The sequence below is a fragment of the Synechococcus sp. ROS8604 genome (assembly GCF_014279655.1).
In the GTDB taxonomy this organism is placed as follows: Bacteria; Cyanobacteriota; Cyanobacteriia; order PCC-6307; family Cyanobiaceae; genus Synechococcus_C.
On record NZ_CP047946.1, the window covers coordinates 1312791 to 1335152 of the forward strand.

Below are 22362 nucleotides of genomic sequence, written 5' to 3' on the forward strand. Positions count from 1 at the left end.
AAATTCAGTGGTCAATCCAGTGGCAAAGATTTTCCGGATGATCGGGCGTTTTGGGATCTTGTTGATCCCATTGATTGTTATTTTTTCAAGACTGCAGGTTGAGTGGTACTGGTTCGATCAATTTGAACTTGGGTCTGTTTACGGCAAACGCTTATTTTTTCAATTAGCAGGTGCATTCATTGCCTTTGTGTTCGTGGGCAGTTGTGCGTTTTGGCGTCAGTCTTGGCTGCGACCACCTCAAGCAGAAAAGGATGAGAGAAGACCTGTCTTAACCGGTTATCGCTACGGGCTCTGCCTCTTGGTATGTCTTCTGGTGATGCTCACCGTTTTAGCCCTTGATACCCGTTTGGCTTGGCTGGCCTGGAGTGACCCCTTTTCACTGTCGTATTGGTGGAGTCTTCCCTTTTCGACAGGTTGGCCGCTGCTCAGCTTGTCCATTCTGGTGCTGACGTTGATCGTGTTCGGCTTGACCCGCAGCCGTCGTCTAGGTCTTGCCCAGGTTTATGGAAGTGTGTGTATCTGTTTGATTGTTGCGCGGAGTTGGGGACTTTGGAGCCTTGCCCTTTCAATTCCTGACCTCGGCCGCGTGGAACCGATGCTGGGGTCTGATGTGAGCTTTGGTTTAGGTCGTTTTTCTGCGATCGCACTGGGGCTTGAATTAGTACTTTTGCAGCTTTTACTCACCCTTAGTACTGCTTTATGGAGTCAATTAACACGTTCAACATGTCTCAGTGATTGGGCATTCTCAGGATTAACGAAGCGTCAGAGACATGGTTTGCGGCCTGGTTGTGCACTTTTGCTGGTGACTTGTTCTGGCTTGATGTGGCTTTCAAGGCACCAGTTGCTTTGGACTCAGGATGGAATCGTTGCGGGTGCAGGTTGGCTCGATGTACATCTGCTGCTTCCTTTGCGATCGGCGGGCGCTGTTGCGCTGTTTGTGTTGGCGATTGTTGTGTTGCCGTCACCCTTTTCCAGTTTTCGTCGTCGTCAGCTTCGGCTGATTTTGTCCTGTATCGCGGTGGCCTCCTTTGGCTTGGAAATGGTGTTGTTTCCGCTGATGCACTGGCTTGTCGTGCGCCCGCGGGAATTACAGTTGGAGACCCCCTATATCAGTCGTGCGATTGAGGCCACACGTCAGGCCTATCAATTGGACCGTATTACCACCCAACAGTTTGATCCTTCTCCTCGCTTGAGCCCTAAGGATCGCGAGCAAGGTGCCAGTACCTTGCGCAATATTCGTTTGTGGGATAGCCAACCTCTACTCGCAACAAACCGACAGCTGCAGCAGCTCAGGGTTTACTACCGCTTTACGAATGCAGCCGTTGATCGCTATCAATTGCGTCCTGATTTACTTGAACGCCAGCAAGTGATGCTCGCTGCGCGTGAACTCGACCAGGCAGCTCTCCCCAAGCGGTCACGCACTTGGCAGAATCGTCACTTCGTGTTTACGCATGGCTATGGATTCACCTTGAGTCCAGTGAACTCCAGAGGAGCCGATGGACTCCCTGATTATTTCATCAGTGACATTGGTCGTTCAGCGAGTATTAGTGGTAATAAATTTCTTGATATTAGTCGCGACGATGTCAAGAATAATGTGCCAATTGGTCGGGCTGCACTTTATTTTGGAATGCTCCCATCTCCCTATGCCGTTGCTCCAACGCAAATCGAGGAGTTCAATCATCCAGAAGGCGATGAAAATACGTACAACCATTATTCAGGTGGAGCTGGTGTTCCACTGGCGTCTTTAGAGCAGCGGATTGCTGCATCGATTTACATCCGTGACCCAAGGTTGCTGAATACGGGTGTCTTGCAATCAGATTCACGTTTATTACTGCGACGCGACGTTAAAAAGCGTGTGAAGGCTTTAGCACCATTTTTGCAGTTGAAAGGTGATCCCTATCTAGTCTCCGTTCCCATGGAGTCTGGTCTTGATCAGTATCAGGAAGATCAACATCAGTATTGGATAGTTGATGGATACACCAGCTCTAACACCTATCCCTATGCCTCAATCCTTCCTGACGGACAAGAGATGCGCTATGTACGCAACTCAGTAAAAGCCATTGTTGATGCCTACAACGGAACAGTGCATCTCTATGTGAGTGAACCTGACGATCCAATGATTCGTGGCTGGCAGAGGGTGTTCCCCGAATTGATCCAGCCCTTGGCTGCTATGCCACCGTCTTTGCGTCAGCATCTGATGGTTCCTAGTGCCTTGTTTGAATTACAGGTTCAACAATTGCTCCGATACCATGTAACGAATCCACGCATTTTTTATAGTGGAGATGATGTTTGGCAGGTTCCGAAAGAGCTGTATGGAAAAGCACAGATTCCCGTGGCTCCTTATCATATTACGGCGCAAGTAAAGCCCAGTGTTGATTCCGAATTTTTACTTTTACAACCTCTTACGCCACTTGCTCGTCCCAATCTCTCCGGTTGGTTGGCGGCAAGAAGCGATGCTGAGCATTACGGAGAACTGATCTTGTTGCGTTTTCCTAGTGATGTTCCGATTTTTGGTCCAGAGCAGATCCAGGCTCTGATCAATCAGAATCCCATCATCAGCCAGCAGTTTGGCCTATGGGACCGTGCGGGCTCTCAGGTTGTTCAAGGCAATCTTTTGGTCGTGCCACTCGGAAATGCTCTTCTCTATGTTGAGCCGATTTATCTCAGAGCACGTCGTGGTGGGTTGCCGACCTTAGTGCGTGTGGTTGTTAGTGATGGCAGTCGCGTGGCAATGGCCAAGGATTTACGCGGGGGCCTTGATGCCCTCTTGCAGGGAACTGGCTCGAAAGATGTGGTCGTGCAGGATCTAGATAAGGCATTGTGAAGGTGAAGCCAGCCTTCACGAGGAAATCATCCTTTCTGTCGATGATATTCTTCTAATGCTTTGCCTGGTTTAAATAGAATAAATAAGCCCCATATCAGCAATGGCACTGCTACGAGATAGGTATAGGCTCCAAGCTGTGGTGTTCCATCAAGTGGCTGTGGAATTTGACTGAGAATCCAGACTGGTACTAACCACCAAGGACTGATTCCTAGTCGTTGAGTCTTCGAATTTCATTGGAACCACGATCAAAAATGCTGAAATTGTGGTTAGGGAGACGTTTTTATCCCAGGTTTCTGGAGTAATTTTTAATCTTAATAACATGCACAAGCCAATATTGACAGCAATGATGAGTGAGAGGATGAGCAGTCGCTTGATGACCTCGCCTAAATAGTTAAGCCTTCCAAGCTCTCCTTCCAGTCGAAGAATTGAGGCATACGTTTCATCAGTGCCCTTGATCAACCCTTTCAGACTGGCCGAAAAAGAGCTGATTGGCATCGAGCATCTCTGGATCACAGGGATGGCTTAATCACCGCTGATGACCTTCTGTGATTCATGCGTTCATTAGCTTCAAACACACGGTGGCTGCTACCACGAGACAGCTAGCAACAACAATGAATCCTATTGGATTGAGTCGAAGATGGTCTCATCATTTGTCTTACAGGAACCCCCATGCCTGTCTCTGATGAAACTGAATCGCAAATTCATGGAGTGCCCTTTCTCAAGCCTCTGCGTTCATTTCAAGCGGCTGCTCTAGGGAGTTGGTGCTTACGGTCAAAACACCTCAATCGGAGTCCGATGAAATGGCGCACCATAAAAAAACTGGACAGATCGTTGACCTGTCCCGTACGTCATCATGCGGCCCTTTGGGCTTGAGTCCCTAACCAATCGCAGCAAAAAACTCTTTGCTGCCCTTGGGATCAGGCTTCATGGTCTTCTCGCCTGGTGTCCAGTTAGCTGGGCAGACTTCATCTGGATTGGACTGCACATACTGGAATGCCTGCAAGACACGCAGGGTTTCATCGACATTGCGGCCAACGGGGAGGTTGTTGATCGTGGCGTGCATGATCACACCCTCAGGGTCGATGATGAACAGGCCACGCAGGGCCACGCCTTCAGCGTCATCGAGAACGTTGTAAGCAGTGGAAATTTCCTTCTTCAGGTCTGAAACGAGCGGATAGTTGATATCGCCGATGCCTCCCTGATTGCGTGCCGTTTGGATCCAAGCCAGGTGACTGAATTGGCTGTCAACGGAGATGCCCAGCACTTCGGTGTTTTTGCTGGAGAAATCTGAGTAGCGATCGCTAAACGCCGTGATTTCTGTTGGGCAAACGAAGGTGAAGTCCAGTGGGTAGAAAAACAGCACCACGTACTTGCCGCGATACTGAGACAGGCTGATTTCTTTGAACTCCTGATCAACTACAGCGGTAGCGGTGAAATCAGGGGCCTGTTGGCCCACGCGCAGGCAACCGTTGTCGGTCATGATGAAAGGTCGATGGGGATGTGACGGAAGCAGCAGACCTGACTCAATCCAAAGTCGGTCCGACTTCTAGTTACATCCCTTAATCTATCACGCCCTCGTCTGGGTTGTCGTGCGATGAATCGTTAATAAGCTTCCCTGCTGATGGGGTTCTAAAATCACTGGATGATTGATCAACCCATGTCTTGGGATCAGGCCTTATTGCGGAAATTCAGCAGTACAGGGCATTTCCGACTTTTAAATCAAGTGCGTAGTGAGCTTAAAAGCCAGCCACTCAACCGTGACTCCCAGACCAGAAAGCTCACACTTCAGGCAAGGCCCCACCATGGACAATCGGTGAGGCAACAGCGGCGTCCAAATCCAGTTCCTGAGGATCAACCGATCTTGATCATGGAGGAAACCACGAAAGACAGCCCCACATCATTCAGAGAGCGGCTTAATGCAATCGAAATGCGCTGAGATTTGGTCGCGTTAGCGATTTAATCAAAACAAAAAATGGCTCGGGGGAGACTTGAACTCCCGACCTTGGGGTTATGAATCCCACGCTCTAACCAGCTGAGCTACCGAGCCGTTACTCAAATATTTTAAACGATCGCCCGGGTGGTTTATGCGCGGCGACGTGCTGGGAGCTTGGCCATTGGGTCGAGTGCTGAACCACCACGTTGGCGAATTTCAAAATGCAGATGAGGTCCAGTGCTTCTTCCCGTGCTGCCCATGAGGGAAATTTTTACTCCCTGGGGAATCATTTGTCCTTTGCGAACTAAGAGGCGGCTGTTGTGGGCGTAACGGGTGGAAGATCCATCGGCGTGAGCTAACTCCACTAAATAACCGTAACCACTGCTCCAACCAGAAAATTTCACAACGCCGTCTTTGGCGGCAACGATGGGAGTACCAACGTTGTTGGCAATGTCGATGCCCTTATGCATGCGGCCCCATCGCCATCCGAAACCAGAGGTGAAAACACCTTTTGTGGGCCATATGAAGGATTGATTTCCAACAGACTCACCCTCAGTCCCAGGCAATGCGGGTAGAGCTGGAAAGCTGGCACCGCCTGAAACCGTTGGGCGAATCGCAAGCAGCTCTCTGGGAGAAGCCTTGGCAACACGCACTTCGCTACCAATCGCCAAACGGGCTAGATCGAGACCAGGATTCAATGAGCGCAACTCACTCAAGCTGACTCCCTGATCTCTCGAAAACGTTGACAGAGACTCGTTGGCTTTGATGCGTACAACGGATTGTGGAGCTGGAGGGGTTTGAAGCGGTGCTTTGCGGAGGACCGTTGTTCCGTCAAGACGGGTCGCACTAGCGAGGCTTTCCTCAGCGTCAGCAGGGATCACGATCCAAGCACCAGGCTTGATCGTGTCTTGGGACGCTTGGTCGTTAAGAGCGGTTAAATCTGAGTTGGAAAGTCCTAGATCGGCAGCTATATCTTGAAGAGTGCTCCTTGTCGAGACCTTGATCCAAAGCCTGCTTTGGGTCGCTGGTGCCGATGCCAGGAGAAATGGTGCCTGCACATGGCCAGCATCCGCAAACCCAGGATGCTGTGACAAGACAGATAAAGACGTTCCTGATGCGATTGCCGTAACGAGAACGAGAAGGGGCTTCATCTGAATCAGCGATGGGTAACGATCCTGGAGAAGCCGCCACAGCTCAGGAACGGCCTGAAAGTAGCGGCTGTAGGACATCGGCGCAAGGGCTGAAGTGTCAGCTTGCCAATTACCACAGTTGAAGCTGCAAGCCTGCGTGGTGGCTGACGATGGCGCAAGCCACGGAAAGATTGAGGCTCCGCACGCCCCCTTGGCCATCTTCTCCGGCGCTGCAGGGCATCGAAATGGTTGTGATTTGGGTGCAGCGACTGCGTGTTGCTTCCGATAAGCCGGTGTCTTCTCGACCGAATAACAAGGCATCTCCGCATTCGAACTGCATCTCTTGAAGAGGTACGCCGCCTCGACGGCTGCAGCCAATCACCCTGGAGTCTTTCCCAAGCGACTTAAAAAACGAATCGGTGTCCTTGTGGATCGTGAGATCAACGTGGGGCCAGTAATCAAGACCTGCTCTTTTTAAATACCGATCTTCAAGACTGAACCCAAGGGGCTCAATCAAATCCAGGGGTAAACCAAAAGCTGCGCAAGTACGGGCAATGTTTCCCGTATTGGGGGGAATTTGCGGTTCCCACAGTGCCACCCTCAAAGGCTTTTGAATCACAGGCTGTTCATTAAATGCTTGATCATTTGAGATTTGCTTCACGGAACGAGAATGCCTAATTGAGAAAGATTCAATGCTCTTCCCTGTACAACGAGCCAGCTATCGGCAGCGTATTGTTCTAGTTGTTGGGCCAGCCAACCTTGGCGGTCCCTAAACAATCCGCCAATCATTGTGGCGGGGACGACGCCCCAGCCTGTTTCTTCGATCACGATCACGGTGGGGCATGTTCGTGTGAGAAGACTTTGGATGAGTTCTTCTGCCTCCTGAGTCCAGGCATGATCGTTGAGGTCGAGATGCGCTGCCGTATATCCGCCAAGCGCATCGATCAACAACGGTTGAGGGGGATCTTCTTTGCGAATGCATTCGGCAAGCTTGCGTCCTGGTTCGCGCAGCTGCCAGTGCAAGGGTCGTCTTTCGCGATGCAGCCGCATCCTCTCGTCCCAGCTTGGATCATTCGAACGATGCGCTGAGGTTGCGACGTAGGTGACCGTCTGTTGTGAGCTGAGTAAATGTTCAGCCCAGCGGCTTTTCCCTCCTCGGCTTGGCCCGCTTACCAGAACGAGCCCGTTCGGAAGCTTGGGTCTTTGCTTGTTTGGGCTAGCCAACGGTTTATCCGCCCCCGTTCATGCCTCGCAGTGTGGCAACGGAGGATGGACTGACACGATTGAGGTATCGGAAGATCCAATATTTGAAAATTGTCGCCAAAATCACCGGGAATGTAGCGATGAATAGGAGGATAAAGTTTTCTCGGGCAGGGAATCCAAAGTGATTTGCAATGCCATCAAGCAGCACAGTCCAGCCTTCTGGACTATGAAATCCAACGAAGATATCGGTGAAGAGAATAATCGCAAATGCCTTGGCAGAGTCGCTTAATCCGTAAACAGCCTCATCAAAAAATCCGCGAAGAACTCTCAGCTCTTCGCGACTGAATAAGCAGACCATCACGAAAGCAAGCGTGGCTGAAATGTCAGCTAAGACATTTTTTACAGCATGGGTACTTTCGGCGTCCGCTTCTTCTTTGAGTTCAGAAGCTTTTTTTCCAAGTTTTTGTTGGAGCTCTTCTTGGCTTGGGATGGAGTCCCCACGAAGAAGGGCATCGAATTCAATTTCCGCCTTGTACACGCGCAACTTTTCTACGGCCTGCTCTTCAAGCTGTGGCTTCGGATAACTCAAGAAGGGCAGGTCTGGAGCAAAGCGGTCAACAGCAGGACTAATGATGTAGGTGCGGCTGACCTGTTGGACCAACAGTGGCACCAGAATCAGTAGTAGAAGAACCTTCAATGAGATCAGGGTTGAATCCCTGCGTCTCCGAAAGCCTGCAACTAAGGTCGCTTCACCCGCTGGATTGAGCTGCCTCCGCACCTTGTCGAACACCCCGAGTAGGGAGCGCGGCAGCGGATCAGGATCCCGGGTCATGGTCGGAGCGGTCGAAGCCCGTTTAGGGCTGTACCGATTCACAACACTTTCAATCAGCTGAAGTTGTCGCAGTTCCTGAGGATCCAGCTGGGAGCGCTGATACTCCAGCTGATCGAGCGACGTACGACAAACATTGATCGCAACGCGAAACTTGCGCAGAACGGTTGCCTGAACAGATTTCGGAACAGAGAGCTCTAGATCGGGCCTGATGGGACGGTCGCCGTAGTACTCCAGTTCCAAGCTCTGGATCAAGAGGGCCGCTTCATAGCCGCGGTCCAGATCAGAGTTGACATCAAGGGAGTTGGCCTTGCCAAAGGCTCCGATCCAATTGCGAAATGCCATAGCTGGTTAGCGGGAAAAGACCCACCAGGTGGCCATTGGAACAATGGTTCCAACGACTAGAAGCACAATCACCCAGGTGAAAGCGTTGCTTTCGCTCGTTTCCTCGACCGTGGGAATGTTTGTGGGAAGAGTGGTGCGTTCAATTTGAACCGGAGGGCCGGGATCTTCACCGCCATTGAGAACAACCTCAATGCGTTCAATTCCATCCATGGACGCCTGGCGGAATCGCTCTCCATCTCGCATCGGCTGACTCATGGTGGTCCGCGCGGTACTGCGGAGCAAGGCGTCTGGCAGTTGATCACTCAGCTCTGCTGAGACAACAATTGCAGCTTGTTTGTTCTGGGTCTCCTCAAGGAAGAGGATGAGTGGACGCTCACTGCTGTTGTCGTTATTGGACCAACGTTCCACCAATTCCTCTCCGAATCCCGTGAGGCTCAGCCCGTAGTCCAGTTTCCGCAAAGTGATGACTCTGGCGTCCACCTTTGAGGATTCCAGTTGATTCAGCCGAGCTTCAATTTCATTTTTTCCAGCTCGACTCAACACATCAGCTGAATCAAGGACGGCTTTCTCCGGCGGCTGAGCTGGTAGGTCTTGAGGCGACAAGGCAAAACCCGCTGGTACTGCCAAGAAAAAACAGAGACTTGCGGCGATAAACAGCTGAAGAGACTTAAAAAGGCTAGGCATCATGAGGCGTTCGATTGGTGGAGTCTGTCGTCAGCTGGCAAGGCTGTCGTGATTCAAGGCCATGATCGCGTCCATCACGGCTTGTGCTTTGCCTTGAGGGAGATCAACGCTTTGAGAGAGCTCGTTGAGAAACGTTTGCTCTTCAGTCGTCACCGTCCTATCAGCATGAACCAGCTGTACGGCCACAGCGAGAGCCGTTTCCTTTTGGGACTCTTTGAGTTGGGGGAGGGCATCTTTGATCAATTGTCTTGATCCTTGCTCGCGAAGGCGTTTGAGTAGTTGGTCAAACAACATTGCCATCTCACTTTCGCTTCGATCCTTATAAGGGGTTCGATATTCCAGTTGACGCCTCAATGCGTGCGCTTCATCCTTGCCCAGTACTCCATCGCAAGCGACTGTGGCCAGTGCAATCGCGGCAAAGGCTTCGGATTCCGTCATCAGCGTTGGAGCGTTGACTTCTATTTCAGCAAGAGTGCCTCGATCTGACTGCTCATGAGTTGCAAAACATGTTGAGATCCGCCCAATGGTGTTTGCTTGCAGGCGTGCTTGTTTTGGGGCTTTCCATCCTTAACGCCAGCACAGCAGAAACGGTCACTCCCAGCTTGGAGCGTGCCGATGTTCTCGCCGGGATGGCAGGCGTTGGCTTGATGCTCGTTTCCATCCTCTGGACAAGGGCTTCTCCACGCAGTCCGGAAGCTGTTGAACTGGAGGGTGAACAGGGTTTTGTGCTCTCCTCAGATTTAGCGGATACGGTCCGGTCTGAACTGGCGTGGGGCAGCCATCAGTTTCTGACCGCAACCTCTGCAGCCACCATTCTTGTGTTTTGGAAAGGCTCGGTTCTACTTCGTCGGGGCCTTTTAGGTTCTGGTGATTTTGCACCTGGTGAGATCTGTCGACGATCCCTGCAAAAACAAGAACTGGTATCGCTGGTCAAAACAGCCCTTTACCCGGGGAAAGCCGAATTTGATCCGGTCTTGCCAGGCTTGCCCTCCGTGATGGTGCAACCCTTAGGTCAAAACGGATGGGTTGTGATTGGTGGTTGGTCGGAACGATGTTTTAGTCGTTCCGATGAACGTTGGCTCACTGGTTGGGCAGAGAGGCTTAAAACAACGCTGACCGTTGCCGAATCAGAATCAGAATCAGAATCAGAATCAGTTTTAGAAGCAGAAGAAGAATCGTTGATCTAGCACTACTTCTTTGCTGTCCGCTTGCGAGATGCCGCTGCTGCTGAAACAGTTGAAAGTAGATAAAACCAACACGCTTTGCTGGATGGGGCTTAAAATCAATTGCCGTCATTTAAACTCAGATTTTTCAGATTATTAACCTTTGAGCGAATCCACCGGTCGTGCTGACAAAGCACAGTTCTTCCCTTATCTAGTCACCCTTGCTTACGGTGAAAAAGCCACACCAACGCTTGCTCAGGTCGTTTTCCTGAGTGACAAAGCGGGTGAAGATACGAAGACCATTGCGAAGTCTCTACTGGACAAAGCCAAAAACGTAGCGCCCCAAACTCCGAGGTTCGACTGGTCGACTCTTAAGGTGCAAGGAAGCCAAGTCTTGGAGGACAAAGAGCTATCGAAGTTGGTGGAAGCGGCATCCCAGGGTCAGGTTGGTGTTGGACGAGTTTCTGGGTTGAAACTCGTCCAAGATTGACCACGAAAGGACTGCTGCAAAGCTCAGATTCATCGTCTGGAGTCCACCCGTCAGATGTCGCAGGAAAAACCTTTTGTAGGGTTACTAAGGGTGCTCACAGGGTTGGCTTCCTATTTGTATTCTCTGCACCGCTCCTGGCTTTGGATCCGCCTGGGATCAATGATTTACATCAAGCATTTTCATTCATCAATGGCCCCGCCACGAGCGGGGTTTTTTATTGCTTTGAAGCAGCTGTGAGCAAGATCACAGAGCCGCTTGACGGTGGTCATCACCTCAGCCATTGATTCCGGAGATGGTGTGTTCATCGAGAGGGAACAACCCTCCACTGCTACTTAAATCATGCCTCACTATACAGATTGGGTTACAACGTTTAAGGCCAATATCTGTCCTCAAAATCAACCTGAGACCATCATCCTGCCTACCGACGGGGATGACATCCTCGTTGTTACACCTGATACCGGCGACGACATCATTGGCCTGGATGTAGGTCCAGTGAACAAGCCAGCTTAAAAAGGTTGGTGGACAGTTGACGGTGCTAATTTCCGTGCCACTCATGAGGATTCTTTAACCGAATGTGGCCATTCCATGGACATCTGGACGAATGGAGGCGCATCAACGTATTGCACTGGCTATTGCCTTGTGGATTCCTCTAACCCTGATGGTTCGACCTATGTGATTCGACCTATGTGAGGGAAACTTTCGAACCAGCTGCTGGGATGAATCGCTTTGGTGAATCCTTCAACCCTGTTCTTGGAGAAAGATCAAATTGGGGTGAAATTTGTGATGTTGGGCTATCGCCCAGGCGAGCAGAGGTGATGCCCAGCTTTGCGATTGTCTGAACAATAATGGTTGATCTACTGAGCTAAACCGTTTGAATGCAATGCCCCGCCAATCGGTGGGGTTTTTTTATAGCTACCAATCTTTAGAGGACGCTCAATCAGCTGCTAATGCTGCCGTTGCTAAAAATGGTCGATTTGTGATTTCTTCTGATGGCATCTCATTATCCAACCTGTTCCATCAACTGACTTCTCTGAACTTAAAAATCAACTGAATGGGGGAAAGCGCCGTGTTTTATACCCCCCGTTTGAGGGATTTGGATACAGGTTGTTACATCTACTCTTTGCGTAGGAGTTTCATCAACAGATGTCAGAACAGCAACACTACGTGCGGTCATCATTTTCTAAAAGTGCTACAAAGTTAGCGGTTTCCATTTTGCAAACAGCAAAGCAACCTGAAAAAATTTTTCAACACGGCAGATATTTTGCAATCCCAGGACAAACTAAACTGGAGAAAGATTGTATTGAAAGAGTTCTAGCCACCCCAAAAGTTCAGGAGCTACTCGCCAACCGACCTTCACCACTATGGCCAGATCTGGAGCAAATGGCTGCTATGCCTAAAGGAAGTCTTGGTTGGTGCGTGCATCGCCGCCTGGAGAAACTTGGGATTTCTTTTTTAGTTGATCAATCGCTGATATCAGAATGCCAAACTGATGAAGAATTCGCGATAACCAGATTTATACGTTTGCATGAGATTCACCACACGATCCTCGGTCTTCCGATCACAGTCGCAGGTGAAGCTGCTGCGACGGCGTTTTATGCAAGCACTGGATCAAGCCCCTATCACATCGGAGTTCTTTCATCATGGATGCTCCGCGGTGCCTACGAACCAAATGAGCGCAGGCTGATCTGGGATGCAATCGGTTTCGGCATTGCAGTTGGCCAGGAGGTTACTGAACTTTTCTCCCCTCGTTGGGAAGATGGCTGGGAACGACCGATCATCGATTGGCAGAACGAATTGGGTATCGCCAAGCTGCTGATGACATCTCCGTTCCAGGAGGACTTGGAAGACATCTATGCCTAAATGTTCCGATTACGCCATTTCACTAGGGCTCAAGATGAGATTTCAGAGCAAGAGCTGGAAGGTGTGGCTGGTGGTGGATTCAACTGGCTCATTGGAGGTACGCTAGTCAGGATGAGCTAGTTCAACAAAGGATCTGAACATTTCCGATAACATGAGTCATGGGCATATTCACTAATAAGATGGATTGGAAGTCCAGGAAAGGCAAGACGGTTATTTTCTTGCTGTCTCTAAGCGTGATTGTTCCAATTATTGGCAAAGTCGTTCATCGCTATTCTTCCTCAAAACCAACGGTCTATTCCTCGCTTGAGAAAGCAGAGGCTGCATGTACTTGGTGGAGGCAGACTGGTAATGTTCATGAATCAATATCCTGGGATAATGCTCGACATGCTCTTGGTCTCTTTGAAGGTCAAGGAAGTTGTGATTTTGTAAATCCCTCTCTTACGAGGAGATACCCCATGAATGGGAAGAACCTCGTCCTCTCCCGTGTTTGTGTTAACGACAAAGCCAATAATACAATTATAGGAAGGAGAAATAAAGCATTAGAAAGTAGTAAGTGGATTAAATGGAAGAACGAAGGTACTTATGAGATGGTTGCAACATTTTGATATTGATTCATTGAATGATATCTTGCTAAATGCTTGCCCCTAAATGCACCACACAACCCAATGTCCGTTGCTGGGTGTGGTTCAAGGGCAACCCTCTAAAGCATGAGGGGTGTTGGAAGGGGGGGGATGGAGCTCTCTCTGTTTTGGGGGGGATCCGTATCGAGCACTTGGACGCTTTTACTTGCCGTTTCCCCAGTGGAAGCTGGTCTTCACGGAACCAGCAGACATGGAAAACCCTCCATCCATTCCCGAAGGCGAACGATGGAAGCTCTACCCAAGTGAACTGAAGTAGCTCACGGTGTAATGACGTAATGCCCCTGTGAGCAAGATCACAGCACCGCTTGATCGTGGTCATCACCTCAGCCTTTGATTCAGGAGATGGTGTGTTCATCGGGGGGAAACACCTCCACAACACCTTCAAACCAATGACCAACATCGAACTCACTCTTGATCAACTCACTGCCCTTGCTGGTGGCGTGCAAATGGGACCTAATGGGGAAACTTGCACTGACCGTTTTACCTGGAAAGACATCCAGGACATCTTTGGTGGTGGCAAGGGCATTGTTCATCCTGAGTTCCGACTCAGCGGTAGTGAAGGACCTGGTGGTACGAGCTTCTGAGGGACAGACAAGCAACAAACAACATCAAGCCCCGCCACGAGCGGGGTTTTTTATTGAAGACTCAACAAGCGCCACGCTGAAACTGTCTTCTGTAGCTTTCAGCAGGCAGCAATTGACCGCTTTTTTATTGCTATAAACCTCATTCTAAATCCAGGCACGTACATTCTTGGTGCTTAGATTGTTGTTGGTGGCATCGTTCTGTTTCAACGGCTGGACACCAAAATGGAGGAAGGAAGTGTGGTGCTGATCTGATATCAGCTGCCAGTCAAGCAACAACAGCAGTATTCGCAGGACACGTCTCTATACTGTTATTTGAAACTATAGAAGTAATTAGAGTTATCTGGTAATTTGTTGGTAAGTATGGGTGGCTGGTTGTAATTATTTGTATTCTCGTCTGGAATGTTTCCCAGTCACTTGATGACCGAGATGACACCAATCGCATTCAGAATCAGTTAAATAGAAAAGCAGAAGAGCTTTATCAGCGTGATCAGGAGCAAAGACGTCTTAATTGAGGAGAATATGGCAATATAAAAGGTCGGCTTAACGTAGCCAATGATGCTGAATGCTTAATCCACATGTATTCGATAACATAAAAGATTGCCTTTGGCTTTCCTCGAGCACAACTCTCCTCTTTGGGATATCTACTTTAATGTCGAACCGATGCCTCGCCATGAGCGGAAATTTTTATTGCAGCAGAGAGCTTTAAGCAGTTGCTTTCCTGCTTTGCCTCAAACCAAAATGATCTGTTGCTTGAAAGATGGGTTCTGTTTAGGCAACGATCGGCAACGAAGGATGCAAACTCCTTTAGTGCCCAGGGCGTTGAAGCCAGTCATTTAGCAAGAACGTTTAAAACAGCACTGGAGGTTGAGATGTCTTCGTGTTTGGGTCTCGATCGTTTGTCTCCTCCTCAATCGTGACCTGGGAACGCACTTTGTTTCCCGGTGCCGTGAACGTAAACGACCCCTCATCCCCCACGGATCCGCTCAATGTCTCTGCTTCGGTGATTTGATTGTTGCTTTCACGCTCTACGCGAACCCCACCCGTTGCCAACACTTCGTCGGTTTCCCAATTCCAACGGCATTGGCGCGCTTGCAACTGTTCTCCTGGTTGTTGGATGCGACAGCCTTCGGGAATGACCACGGACGACTGATTGAGTTCAGCAAGGAAACTCTCACCATTGATCTGGGTTTGATTAATCAAACCCTCAAATGGATCGTTGCTACTCAGGGTTTGTTTACGGAAATTCCAGTTGGTGTCTTTGGCGCGTAAGAGGCCTTTGTTTTTCGGCATGGTCACGATCACAGGGGATTTCACTGTGATCAGGCCCTTTTGCGTATTGCCTATTAATTCCCGCCCTTCCAGTTGCTCTAGAACAACGCCTTCCTGATCTCGGCGTTGACCCAGAACTGGTCCATTGGCCTTAAGTGAACCGTCCTCGAGGTTCCAGGTGGCCTGGCCTGTGCGAACTGCCGTATCTGGTTTGAAAGTGAGGGCCAGCTTGTCTTGCCAGCGATCGAGTTGGACGGGGCCGCTGAGTGTGAGGCTATTGGTATCTTGCTGAAGGATGGCAAGGGTTGCGGTGATTCTTGAACGATCATCAAATGCCCTTGGCTGTTGTTCCATGATCAGGCGAGAAAGTTCTGGTTCCCAACGCAACCTTTCGCCTTTGATTAAAATCTTTTGCCCATTTATTTGTTGAAGTTGAACATCTCCTTCAAGCATGATTTGTTCGCCGTCGTTGATGACTACGGCGAAATCAGCCTTGATTTCGAAGGATGGTTTGTTTTTGTTGTAGAGAACACCAACCGGTCGCTTAGCTCTCACCAATCTTCGAGTGAGTTCATAGCGCGCCTCAGGACTTGAGAGTTTCCAGTCGATATCTCCGCTTGATTTTTTCTGTTCGAGCTCTAATTTGCGAAAGACAAATGGCAGCGGTGCATCCGTTTTTGAACGGTTCTCTGTTGAGGAGGCGCAGCCCAGCACGAGAACGCTGAGAATCACTGGTGTGATCCAGGTGCTGCTTTTCAGCAATCTGAAGTGGTTGAATCGCTCGGCAAAGGTCACAGTGCTTCTTCAAGTTCCAATCGTTGCATCACCGGTTGTGGCTGGGGGAGCGGGTGGCCCGATTCCAAGCCTCCCCACTGCAGCTGTCCCGTCCAGTCGGTGGCTGATGAGCTTTGATTGAGCTGGGTCAGAATCCGCTCACTCAAATCGGGAACCAGTGGTTGCAACAGCCATCCCACTAGTCGAGCGCTTTCTAAAACCCCGTATATGTCGATGGCGACTTGCGCGTCTTGACCACCCTTCTTCATCTTGCTCCAAGGTGCTTGATCATTGAGATATCCGTTCGCTTGAATGGCGAGCTGAAGGATGGCCTCAGCCGCGTTTTGAAATGCCATGGAGGGCATGGCTGCCCGGACAGAAGCAATCGCTGTTTCGGCAGCCTGGCGTAACGCATGATGATCGCTGTCTTCTCCGTCAACGATCGGAGTGCACTCGTTAAACCATTTGCGAGACATCGAAGATGTTCGGTTCAGCAAATTCCCAATGGTGTTAGCAAGGTCATTATTAACGAGGTCAACAAACCGCTGTTGCTGGAAATCCCCATCGTCTCCAAATTGAATATCACGTAAGAGATACCAGCGAACGGCATCAGTGCCACAGCGACTCAGGAGCACGTCTGGGTCAAGAACGTTTCCAATCGATTTGCCCATTTTTTGCCCTTCTCTGGTTAAAAAACCATGACCAAAAACCTTTTTGGGCAAAGGTAAGCCTGCAGACATCAACATGGCCGGCCAGTACACAGCATGGAAGCGCAAAATGTCTTTGCCAATCACATGCTGATCCGCTGGCCAGCCAACAGCGTTTAGGCGCTCTAGGTCAATGCTTCCACCGTCATCTAAGAGAGCCGTGAGGTAGCCGAGTAAGGCATCAAACCACACATAAAAGGTATGGCCTTGATGCCCCGGTACGGGTAATCCCCAGTCCACATTCACCCTTGAAATGGAAAAGTCGCGTAACCCTCCAGCCACAAAATTTTGAATCTCTTTGCGTCGACTCGCTGGTGCAATGAAATCAGGCTGACTGAGCAGGGCTTCAATCTTTTCTTGGAAATGGGATAAACAAAAGAAGAGGTTCTCTTCATCTCTCCACTCCAATGGCTTCTGGTGGATGGAACAAGCCGGGTTGGTCGCTTCGGCAGGATCATCTTTGAACTCCTCGCAGCCAACGCAATACCAACCGGTTTGCCGTCCACTGCGAATATCTCCAGCTGCTTCACAGCGTTGAAAAAATTGTTGGACCAGCGGCAAGTGGCGAGTGGATGTGGTTCGAACAAATCGATCGTGGCTGATATCCCATTCTTTCCAGGCCTTTTCGTAGCTGGCTGTGACCCGATTGCAGTGATCGATGGGACTGATTCCTTGAGCAGCGGCTGTGCGTTGGATTTTTTGACCGTGTTCATCAACGCCAGTCACAAACACCACGTCGTGTCCTTCCAGTCTCTGAAAGCGAGCCAGTGCATCACAGGCAATGGTGGTGTAAGTGCTTCCTAAATGTGGTTTGTCGTTGACGTAGTAAAGAGGGGTTGTAAGGGTATAAATCATGGTCCTCTCGGGGTGTTCCCCTTCCGGCCTTGGATCCTAACGACCCCCCTTCGCTTCGTCATGCCACTTCTCAACGTTGCGTCTGTCGATGAGGCCAGGTCAACTTGGCTGGCAGCGTTGCATCAGCTGGCCCTTGTTGATGGAGACTTCGATCCTGAGGAACAGCGGCAGCTGGCTGAGCAACTCAATGACGACTGTCCTCTCCAAGACTTTGATTGGAAGCATTGGCGAGCTCCTGATCTTGATGACATCAACCGTCTGTTCGCTTCGGACCCCAATCGTGCGGAGCAATTCCTGAGGTCAGCGGTCGTGGTTGCTTTAGCGGATGGTCATCTCAGCCACTTTGAACTTGATTTACTCCAAACCTGGGCCTCAGCGCTTGGCCTCAATAGTGAACTGATTAACAGCTTGGTTCCATCCTCTTCACGGGAGCCCCAGCCTTGGAAACCCTTGGATCCCCTGAAGCAATGGCTCGATGATTTGGATCCTCGTGACGAGAGGATTTCGTCCTTCATCGTTCAGCTGATTCCTTCTCAGTGCCCTTTTGAGCGAGACATTATTTTGTTTGGCCGCAAGCTGGTTCATGTTCCAGCGATGTGCAAAATCAATCCCTTGTACGAGCAGCTGATAGTGCTGCGTTTTCGTTGTCTTGGCCACCTTTCCATGGATGAACAACTGCGGATCAGCTGTCGCGAATCGGCTCAGGTATGACCACGCAAACTTGCCGTAGCCCAGTGGTGGTCTGGGGTGGTGGCACGGGCGGTGTTGCCGCCGCACTTCAGGCTGCTCGATCCGGTGCCGAGACACTTCTGCTCACCCCAGGGCGTTGGCTCGGAGGGATGGTCAGTACAGCGGGAGTGTGTTGTCCTGATGGCAATGAACTCGCCCCTTGGCAGACCGGCTTGTGGGGTGCCTTCCTCAGGGCTCTCTATCAAACCGAGCCAGAAGGCCTCGATCAGAACTGGGTGAGTTGTTTTGGTTATCGGCCAACGACAGCTGAACGGATTCTTCAAAATTGGGTGCAGGAACTCCCGAATCTTCAGTGGTGGGCTAATTGTCAGCTGCTGGATGTGGAACGTTCAGGACCAGCGGTGCAAGCAGTACTGATCGAACGCGCTGGAGGTGTTCATCGCATTGGTTGCGATGTGGTGATCGATGGCAGTGATCGCGGAGAGTTACTGCCCTTGGTGCAGGCACCCTTTCGTTTGGGTTGGGAGGCTCAGGAGCTGTGGGGAGAACCGAGCGCGCCTCAAGCGCATCGTCTTAAAACGGAAGCCTTTTTTCGAGAGCAGCCAGTGCAGTCACCCACATGGGTGGTGATGGGTCAGTTGCACAGCGATCACCATTTCGCTGATCCTGCTTCAGGGCGGGGGCTCGATGCTCCCCCGGTGTTGTCGGAGCCGTTTGAACAGGCCTGCGCAGCCTTTGGTGTGAATCGCACCATCAGTTACGGGCGCTTGCCTGGGGGATTGGTGATGCTGAACTGGCCCTTGCATGGCAACGACTGGCATCGAGGATTAGATCGAGCCTTCGACCCCAATCCCAAGGTCCAGCAGGAGCTGATGGCTGAAATGCAAGCCCACAGCCTGCATTTTGCCGATGAACTTCAGCGGTGTAGTGCCGGTGGGTTAACGCGGGGCAAGGCGTTCCCCCACGAGTCTGGAAGTCCTGCTCCCTGGTTGGCGGCCATGCCCTATTGGCGTGAGGGGCGCCGGATGATTGGTCTCAAGACGGTGATCGAACGGGAGATCTTGCCTCAGACGACCGGGCAATCGATCGCTGCGCTTCCATTCAATGACGCTGGTGCGTTGGACTCGATTGCTGTTGGCAATTACGCCAACGACCATCACTATCCCGGTCCTGATTGGCCGCTTGCCCCCAAAAGCTGTCGCTGGGGTGGCCGTTGGTCCGGGACTCCCTTTTGCATTCCCTATCAAGCACTAGTCAGTGCTGACCTGGAGAACTTGTTGAGCGCTGACAAGGCCTTCAGTACCAGCCATATGGCCAACGGGGCTACAAGGCTTCAACCGCTTATTTTCAATGTGGGGCAGGCTGCTGGAGCAGCTGCGGCCTTGTCGATTCGGCTCCAGCGTCCACTCGCTGCTCTGCCCGTTCGCCTCCTTCAAGAGCTCCTGATCGAGGAGCCCACAGCTCCCTCTGGAATCGTTCCGCTTTGGGACACTCCTTGGCATCATCCAGATTGGCAACACAGACAGCGCGCATGTCTAGATCACCCAGAGCTCCTCGGCGGCGATGGGTCTTGGCTCGGTTCTGATGCGCAGTCTGGGATGGCACCTCCTCCCCAGCCTCAACAGGATGTTTGGTCAGGAACGCTGCTGCCTGATGGCCAAGGTGGATACGAATTGGAACTTGTGAGCGGCCTGCGTTGGCCCTTGATCACCCTCGAGCCTGACTTGAGCAGTTGGCTGGCGCATCAGGAACGCCCGAAGGCCGTTGAGTTGCTCGCGGTGGCCAACCCCTGGGGGCCCTGGTTACGGGGCATCAGCCTGCAGGGCTCCAGGGGAATTTAGTGAGCAGAAGCCACCAGCCTGAGTTGATCACGAGCTGAGTCAACATGCTGCACATTGACGAGCAGGCCCTCACCTGGTTCTGAATCTCTTGGGCATTCAGCCGCCACATCCATGGCTAGATCGTCAATGCGCACCAGTCCAAGCTGATCCTGAGGACGCAACCAGCGCAAGAACTGAGCAGCCCACTGCTCTTTGTGATGGAGTTCAAACCACACCTGTTGCCAGTGGCGTTGGTCTTCCCTCGAAATTCCAATGCCTTCACGCACCGCTGCATCAAAGTCGGTGATGAGCAGTTGCATGGCATCGCGATCCAGGGCTTCCTCGCCATTGAGTTGGGCTTGGAATTGCCGCTGCACAACAAGATCGCCATAGCGGCGAATGGGGGATGTGGCTTGGGCATAGGAGGCAAGTCCCAAGCTGAAGTGGGCTGCGGGTTGGGTCCCCATGATTCCGCGACTGAGACAGCGCTTGATGGCGGCGAATCGAACGGCTCCATCTGGCAGTGCCTCCAATTCGGAGCTGGGGGGGAGGTCAGCAGTCAGTTGGCTGCGGAATGGCAAAGCCAGGTCCTGCACTTCCGCAATTCGGGCTACCACTGCACCAGCCAAAATCATCGCTTCAGCAACCATCTGCCTGGATCTCCCAGGTTCACTGACCTCGAGAGACGGCTGACCATCTCGACAACGAATCCTGCCTTCTGGCAGATCCATGAGAAGGGCCCCATTGCGAACTCGGCAGTCCCGCCTGCGGCTGAGAAGCGCATCCAATTCTGCTAAGTCGGTGTCTTCTGGTGGCGCTAATTCGATCAACTCATCGGCGTCTTCGTAGCTGAGTCGATAGGTGGGTTGCACCCAGCTGCGTTGGATTCCGTGATCTCCGAGCTCACCGTCGCTGGTGAGTTCAGCCCAAATGCTCCAGGCAGCCGTTCGCGTCCGTGCTCGCAAACTGAAAGGCCCCGTCGACAAGCAATCTGGAAACATCGGCAGATTGCCTTTCGCTAAATAGAGGCTGCTACCGCGCCGCCTGGCTTCGAGGTCGAGAGCTGAGTCTTGATCGATCAGTCGCCCCGGGTCTGCGATGTGAATCCAGAGTCGTTGCGTGCCATCCTCGCGACGCTCCAGCGCGATCCCGTCATCAATATCTCGCGTGTCTTCATCGTCGATCGTGACGCAGCGCTGATCGCAAAGATCGATGCGCTCGGAGTCACCGGGGCGTTCGCTTGTATTGAGCTCCACCAAGCGCTCAGCTTCCTCGAGCAGAGCCGGGCTGAATCCTGATGACCAGGTTGTGCCAGCCATCGATGCCAGTTGATGGGGGTCCCAAAGGCCGAGGTCCACCAAGAGAAGGCGAAGATCTGCCCGGTCTTGATCAAGACGCAGACCCACCAGACTTTGCTGAACGACCCGGTCAAGTTGGGCGAATTCGAGGGACCCTGAAACCACCTCCTTGAGTTGTTCCAACCTGTCGCTAAGCGCTGGTGGAAGGCTTTGCAAATCAAGTTGTTGTCGAGCGCTGAGTAGCTTTTTCCAACGCTGCTCTATCTGTTGTTCAAGAGCTTTGAGCCGTTGTTGTCGTCGTAGCGGTTTGAGTTCGCCAGCTGAGCGAGCCTTGATCTGATCCTGTTTGTAACGGAACCAAAGCTGGGGCCCCATCAAGGCCAACCAACACAGTGCTAATTGGCTCGGGTTGGTACCTCCACAGACGAGATCACTAAAAAAGTCGATCTCGACTGTCTCGTCTGATTCCAGGAGCAAGAGCCAAGCTGCGCCCCAACTGCGACGATCGAGACAAGAGGGGTGGACGTTCTCGGCTTTGAGATGCCAAGGAGATGCCCCCAGCCCATCCGGGAGATCGGCTCCGGAAGGCAGGGGGCAGAGAAGATTGAGTTGTCGCTGGGGTAAGACAACGGATTTGCGATCAAATCCAAGCTTCAAGCGCGCTTTGCTGCCTTGAAGAGATTCGACGACAGCCAGTTGATTCCCCTTCGACTCTTGAACGCCGACAAGATCTCCTGGTTGGAGAGCGGACGAAGCCAGTGGATCAGCCTTCTGGGTTAACGAAGGGAAGCAACGCCACAATGCGAGCACGCTTTACAGCATTGGTCAGGTCGCGCTGCTGCTTGGCAGTCAACCCAGTCAAACGACGAGGAAGGATTTTTCCGCGTTCGGTGATGAATTTCTTGAGCAGATCCACATCTTTGTAATCAATGGGATCTCCAGGTTTGATCGGAGAAAGACGCTTCTTAAAGAAGGAACTAGACATAACTCAGGAAAGCTGTTGAACGATGGACACCTGCAAAATCACTTGATTTCCTTGTGGAGAGTCATTTTGTTGAGCTGGGGACAGAATTTCATGATCTCCAGCCGCTCAGTGGTGTTCCGTCTGTTCTTCTCCGTCGTGTATCTAGACACGCCGGGAGAACGCTTTTCGGAGGCGGAGGCGGACCGGCATTCAGTGCACTCGAGAGTGATCACGATCCGGACGCCCTTGTTTTTAGCCATAAAGGACGTTGCGCCGCAGAAGCGAAGCGTAGTAACAAA

At 51.5% G+C, this 22362-nt stretch carries 24 protein-coding genes and 1 tRNA gene; 11 read left to right on the plus strand and 14 right to left on the minus strand.

The window, feature by feature from the left end; genetic code table 11:
• Positions 1 to 37: 37 nt before the first annotated feature.
• Positions 38 to 2824: a UPF0182 family protein gene (locus SynROS8604_RS06910; RefSeq protein WP_186545628.1), complete on the plus strand. Its 2787-nt coding sequence runs from the start codon at positions 38 to 40 to the stop codon at positions 2822 to 2824.
• A gap of 147 nt (positions 2825 to 2971) precedes the next feature.
• Here SynROS8604_RS06910 and SynROS8604_RS06915 read toward each other — a convergent pair whose 3' ends face one another.
• Positions 2972 to 3319 carry a hypothetical protein gene (locus SynROS8604_RS06915; RefSeq protein ID WP_186545629.1) on the minus strand — a complete coding sequence of 116 codons (348 nt, stop codon included), beginning with the start codon at positions 3317 to 3319 and terminating at the stop codon, positions 2972 to 2974.
• Between the two features lie 382 nt (positions 3320 to 3701).
• Positions 3702 to 4304, minus strand: a complete 603-nt coding sequence (locus SynROS8604_RS06920) for a peroxiredoxin (RefSeq protein ID WP_006852528.1) — start codon at positions 4302 to 4304, stop codon at positions 3702 to 3704.
• Between the two features lie 162 nt (positions 4305 to 4466).
• On the opposite strand from SynROS8604_RS06920, the gene SynROS8604_RS06925 reads away from it, so the two are divergent.
• The gene (locus tag SynROS8604_RS06925) at positions 4467 to 4760 is read left to right on the plus strand and encodes a hypothetical protein (protein WP_006852529.1); all 294 of its coding nucleotides are present in this window, start codon (positions 4467 to 4469) and stop codon (positions 4758 to 4760) included.
• 37 nt (positions 4761 to 4797) lie between these two features.
• On the opposite strand, the gene SynROS8604_RS06930 is transcribed toward SynROS8604_RS06925, so the two are convergent.
• The 7 genes from SynROS8604_RS06930 to SynROS8604_RS06960 all read right to left on the minus strand — a co-directional run bounded on the left by SynROS8604_RS06930 (position 4798) and on the right by SynROS8604_RS06960 (position 9386).
• A tRNA-Met gene (locus SynROS8604_RS06930) sits at positions 4798 to 4871 on the minus strand.
• Between the two features lie 35 nt (positions 4872 to 4906).
• Complete coding sequence (locus tag SynROS8604_RS06935; protein WP_186545870.1) at positions 4907 to 5908, minus strand: peptidoglycan DD-metalloendopeptidase family protein; 1002 nt, start codon at positions 5906 to 5908, stop codon at positions 4907 to 4909.
• 109 nt (positions 5909 to 6017) lie between these two features.
• Positions 6018 to 6548: a tRNA (cytidine(34)-2'-O)-methyltransferase gene (locus SynROS8604_RS06940; RefSeq protein ID WP_186545630.1), complete on the minus strand. Its 531-nt coding sequence runs from the start codon at positions 6546 to 6548 to the stop codon at positions 6018 to 6020.
• Positions 6545 to 7111: a bifunctional adenosylcobinamide kinase/adenosylcobinamide-phosphate guanylyltransferase gene (locus SynROS8604_RS06945; protein WP_186545631.1), complete on the minus strand. Its 567-nt coding sequence runs from the start codon at positions 7109 to 7111 to the stop codon at positions 6545 to 6547. Before SynROS8604_RS06945 ends, SynROS8604_RS06940 begins: the two co-directional genes overlap by 4 nt.
• A 4-nt stretch (positions 7112 to 7115) precedes the next feature.
• A complete protein-coding gene (pxcA, locus tag SynROS8604_RS06950; RefSeq protein ID WP_115071876.1) occupies positions 7116 to 8264 on the minus strand; it encodes a proton extrusion protein PcxA in 1149 nt (382 codons plus the stop codon).
• A 6-nt stretch (positions 8265 to 8270) separates the two neighbouring features.
• Positions 8271 to 8948 carry a photosystem II repair protein Psb32 gene (psb32, locus tag SynROS8604_RS06955; RefSeq protein WP_186545871.1) on the minus strand — a complete coding sequence of 226 codons (678 nt, stop codon included), beginning with the start codon at positions 8946 to 8948 and terminating at the stop codon, positions 8271 to 8273.
• A 30-nt stretch (positions 8949 to 8978) separates the two neighbouring features.
• On the minus strand, positions 8979 to 9386 hold the full coding sequence (locus tag SynROS8604_RS06960; RefSeq protein ID WP_186545632.1) for a tellurite resistance TerB family protein: 408 nt from the start codon (positions 9384 to 9386) through the stop codon (positions 8979 to 8981).
• A 68-nt stretch (positions 9387 to 9454) separates the two neighbouring features.
• On the opposite strand from SynROS8604_RS06960, the gene SynROS8604_RS06965 reads away from it, so the two are divergent.
• The 7 genes from SynROS8604_RS06965 to SynROS8604_RS06995 all read left to right on the plus strand — a co-directional run bounded on the left by SynROS8604_RS06965 (position 9455) and on the right by SynROS8604_RS06995 (position 13686).
• A complete protein-coding gene (locus tag SynROS8604_RS06965; RefSeq protein WP_186545633.1) occupies positions 9455 to 10135 on the plus strand; it encodes a cofactor assembly of complex C subunit B in 681 nt (226 codons plus the stop codon).
• Positions 10136 to 10274: 139 nt separating this feature from the next.
• On the plus strand, positions 10275 to 10601 hold the full coding sequence (locus SynROS8604_RS06970) for a hypothetical protein (RefSeq protein ID WP_186545634.1): 327 nt from the start codon (positions 10275 to 10277) through the stop codon (positions 10599 to 10601).
• A 339-nt stretch (positions 10602 to 10940) separates the two neighbouring features.
• On the plus strand, positions 10941 to 11111 hold the full coding sequence (locus SynROS8604_RS06975) for a hypothetical protein (protein WP_186545635.1): 171 nt from the start codon (positions 10941 to 10943) through the stop codon (positions 11109 to 11111).
• A gap of 370 nt (positions 11112 to 11481) precedes the next feature.
• Positions 11482 to 11652 carry a hypothetical protein gene (locus SynROS8604_RS06980; protein WP_222930135.1) on the plus strand — a complete coding sequence of 57 codons (171 nt, stop codon included), beginning with the start codon at positions 11482 to 11484 and terminating at the stop codon, positions 11650 to 11652.
• Positions 11653 to 11744: 92 nt separating this feature from the next.
• Positions 11745 to 12461, plus strand: a complete 717-nt coding sequence (locus SynROS8604_RS06985; RefSeq protein ID WP_186545637.1) for a Coq4 family protein — start codon at positions 11745 to 11747, stop codon at positions 12459 to 12461.
• Positions 12462 to 12619: 158 nt separating this feature from the next.
• Entirely contained in the window at positions 12620 to 13066 is a 447-nt protein-coding gene (locus SynROS8604_RS06990; RefSeq protein ID WP_186545638.1) for a hypothetical protein, read from the plus strand.
• A 347-nt stretch (positions 13067 to 13413) separates the two neighbouring features.
• Entirely contained in the window at positions 13414 to 13686 is a 273-nt protein-coding gene (locus SynROS8604_RS06995; protein ID WP_186545639.1) for a CCRG-2 family RiPP, read from the plus strand.
• Between the two features lie 846 nt (positions 13687 to 14532).
• Here the strand turns inward: SynROS8604_RS06995 and lptC are convergent.
• Both lptC and metG read right to left on the minus strand, forming a co-directional pair.
• Positions 14533 to 15750: an LPS export ABC transporter periplasmic protein LptC gene (gene lptC, locus SynROS8604_RS07000; RefSeq protein WP_186545640.1), complete on the minus strand. Its 1218-nt coding sequence runs from the start codon at positions 15748 to 15750 to the stop codon at positions 14533 to 14535.
• The gene (metG, locus tag SynROS8604_RS07005) at positions 15747 to 17291 is read right to left on the minus strand and encodes a methionine--tRNA ligase (protein ID WP_186545641.1); all 1545 of its coding nucleotides are present in this window, start codon (positions 17289 to 17291) and stop codon (positions 15747 to 15749) included. The genes lptC and metG overlap by 4 nt, the downstream gene beginning before the upstream one ends.
• Positions 17292 to 17351: 60 nt before the next feature.
• On the opposite strand from metG, the gene SynROS8604_RS07010 reads away from it, so the two are divergent.
• A complete protein-coding gene (locus SynROS8604_RS07010; RefSeq protein WP_186545642.1) occupies positions 17352 to 18002 on the plus strand; it encodes a Mo-dependent nitrogenase C-terminal domain-containing protein in 651 nt (216 codons plus the stop codon).
• Positions 17999 to 19822, plus strand: coding sequence for an FAD-dependent oxidoreductase (locus tag SynROS8604_RS07015; RefSeq protein ID WP_186545643.1), 1824 nt, complete (start codon positions 17999 to 18001; stop codon positions 19820 to 19822). Before SynROS8604_RS07010 ends, SynROS8604_RS07015 begins: the two co-directional genes overlap by 4 nt.
• Here the strand turns inward: SynROS8604_RS07015 and SynROS8604_RS07020 are convergent.
• From SynROS8604_RS07020 to rpmG, 3 genes are all read right to left on the minus strand, one after another.
• Complete coding sequence (locus SynROS8604_RS07020; RefSeq protein WP_186545872.1) at positions 19819 to 21756, minus strand: ribonuclease catalytic domain-containing protein; 1938 nt, start codon at positions 21754 to 21756, stop codon at positions 19819 to 19821. The two genes, SynROS8604_RS07015 and SynROS8604_RS07020, sit on opposite strands and share 4 nt — an antisense overlap.
• A gap of 106 nt (positions 21757 to 21862) precedes the next feature.
• Positions 21863 to 22084, minus strand: coding sequence for a 30S ribosomal protein S18 (gene rpsR / locus SynROS8604_RS07025; RefSeq protein ID WP_006041316.1), 222 nt, complete (start codon positions 22082 to 22084; stop codon positions 21863 to 21865).
• A 38-nt stretch (positions 22085 to 22122) separates the two neighbouring features.
• Complete coding sequence (rpmG, locus tag SynROS8604_RS07030) at positions 22123 to 22323, minus strand: 50S ribosomal protein L33 (RefSeq protein ID WP_011619264.1); 201 nt, start codon at positions 22321 to 22323, stop codon at positions 22123 to 22125.
• Positions 22324 to 22362: the final 39 nt, after the last annotated feature.

Coding starts and splice junctions, on each gene's coding strand:
- pxcA (WP_115071876.1), bottom strand. CDS start 8,264: ATGGCATTTCGCAATTGGATCGGAGCCTTTGGCAAGGCCAACTCCCTT.
- SynROS8604_RS06960 (WP_186545632.1), bottom strand. CDS start 9,386: ATGACGGAATCCGAAGCCTTTGCCGCGATTGCACTGGCCACAGTCGCT.
- SynROS8604_RS06980 (WP_222930135.1), top strand. CDS start 11,482: ATGCCCCGCCAATCGGTGGGGTTTTTTTATAGCTACCAATCTTTAGAG.
- SynROS8604_RS06915 (WP_186545629.1), bottom strand. CDS start 3,319: ATGCCAATCAGCTCTTTTTCGGCCAGTCTGAAAGGGTTGATCAAGGGC.
- SynROS8604_RS06985 (WP_186545637.1), top strand. CDS start 11,745: ATGTCAGAACAGCAACACTACGTGCGGTCATCATTTTCTAAAAGTGCT.
- SynROS8604_RS06910 (WP_186545628.1), top strand. CDS start 38: ATGATCGGGCGTTTTGGGATCTTGTTGATCCCATTGATTGTTATTTTT.
- SynROS8604_RS06975 (WP_186545635.1), top strand. CDS start 10,941: ATGCCTCACTATACAGATTGGGTTACAACGTTTAAGGCCAATATCTGT.
- rpsR (WP_006041316.1), bottom strand. CDS start 22,084: ATGTCTAGTTCCTTCTTTAAGAAGCGTCTTTCTCCGATCAAACCTGGA.
- rpmG (WP_011619264.1), bottom strand. CDS start 22,323: ATGGCTAAAAACAAGGGCGTCCGGATCGTGATCACTCTCGAGTGCACT.
- SynROS8604_RS06920 (WP_006852528.1), bottom strand. CDS start 4,304: ATGACCGACAACGGTTGCCTGCGCGTGGGCCAACAGGCCCCTGATTTC.
- SynROS8604_RS07015 (WP_186545643.1), top strand. CDS start 17,999: ATGACCACGCAAACTTGCCGTAGCCCAGTGGTGGTCTGGGGTGGTGGC.
- psb32 (WP_186545871.1), bottom strand. CDS start 8,948: ATGCCTAGCCTTTTTAAGTCTCTTCAGCTGTTTATCGCCGCAAGTCTC.
- metG (WP_186545641.1), bottom strand. CDS start 17,291: ATGATTTATACCCTTACAACCCCTCTTTACTACGTCAACGACAAACCA.
- SynROS8604_RS07010 (WP_186545642.1), top strand. CDS start 17,352: ATGCCACTTCTCAACGTTGCGTCTGTCGATGAGGCCAGGTCAACTTGG.
- SynROS8604_RS06925 (WP_006852529.1), top strand. CDS start 4,467: ATGATTGATCAACCCATGTCTTGGGATCAGGCCTTATTGCGGAAATTC.
- SynROS8604_RS06935 (WP_186545870.1), bottom strand. CDS start 5,908: ATGAAGCCCCTTCTCGTTCTCGTTACGGCAATCGCATCAGGAACGTCT.
- SynROS8604_RS06965 (WP_186545633.1), top strand. CDS start 9,455: ATGTTGAGATCCGCCCAATGGTGTTTGCTTGCAGGCGTGCTTGTTTTG.
- SynROS8604_RS06990 (WP_186545638.1), top strand. CDS start 12,620: ATGGGCATATTCACTAATAAGATGGATTGGAAGTCCAGGAAAGGCAAG.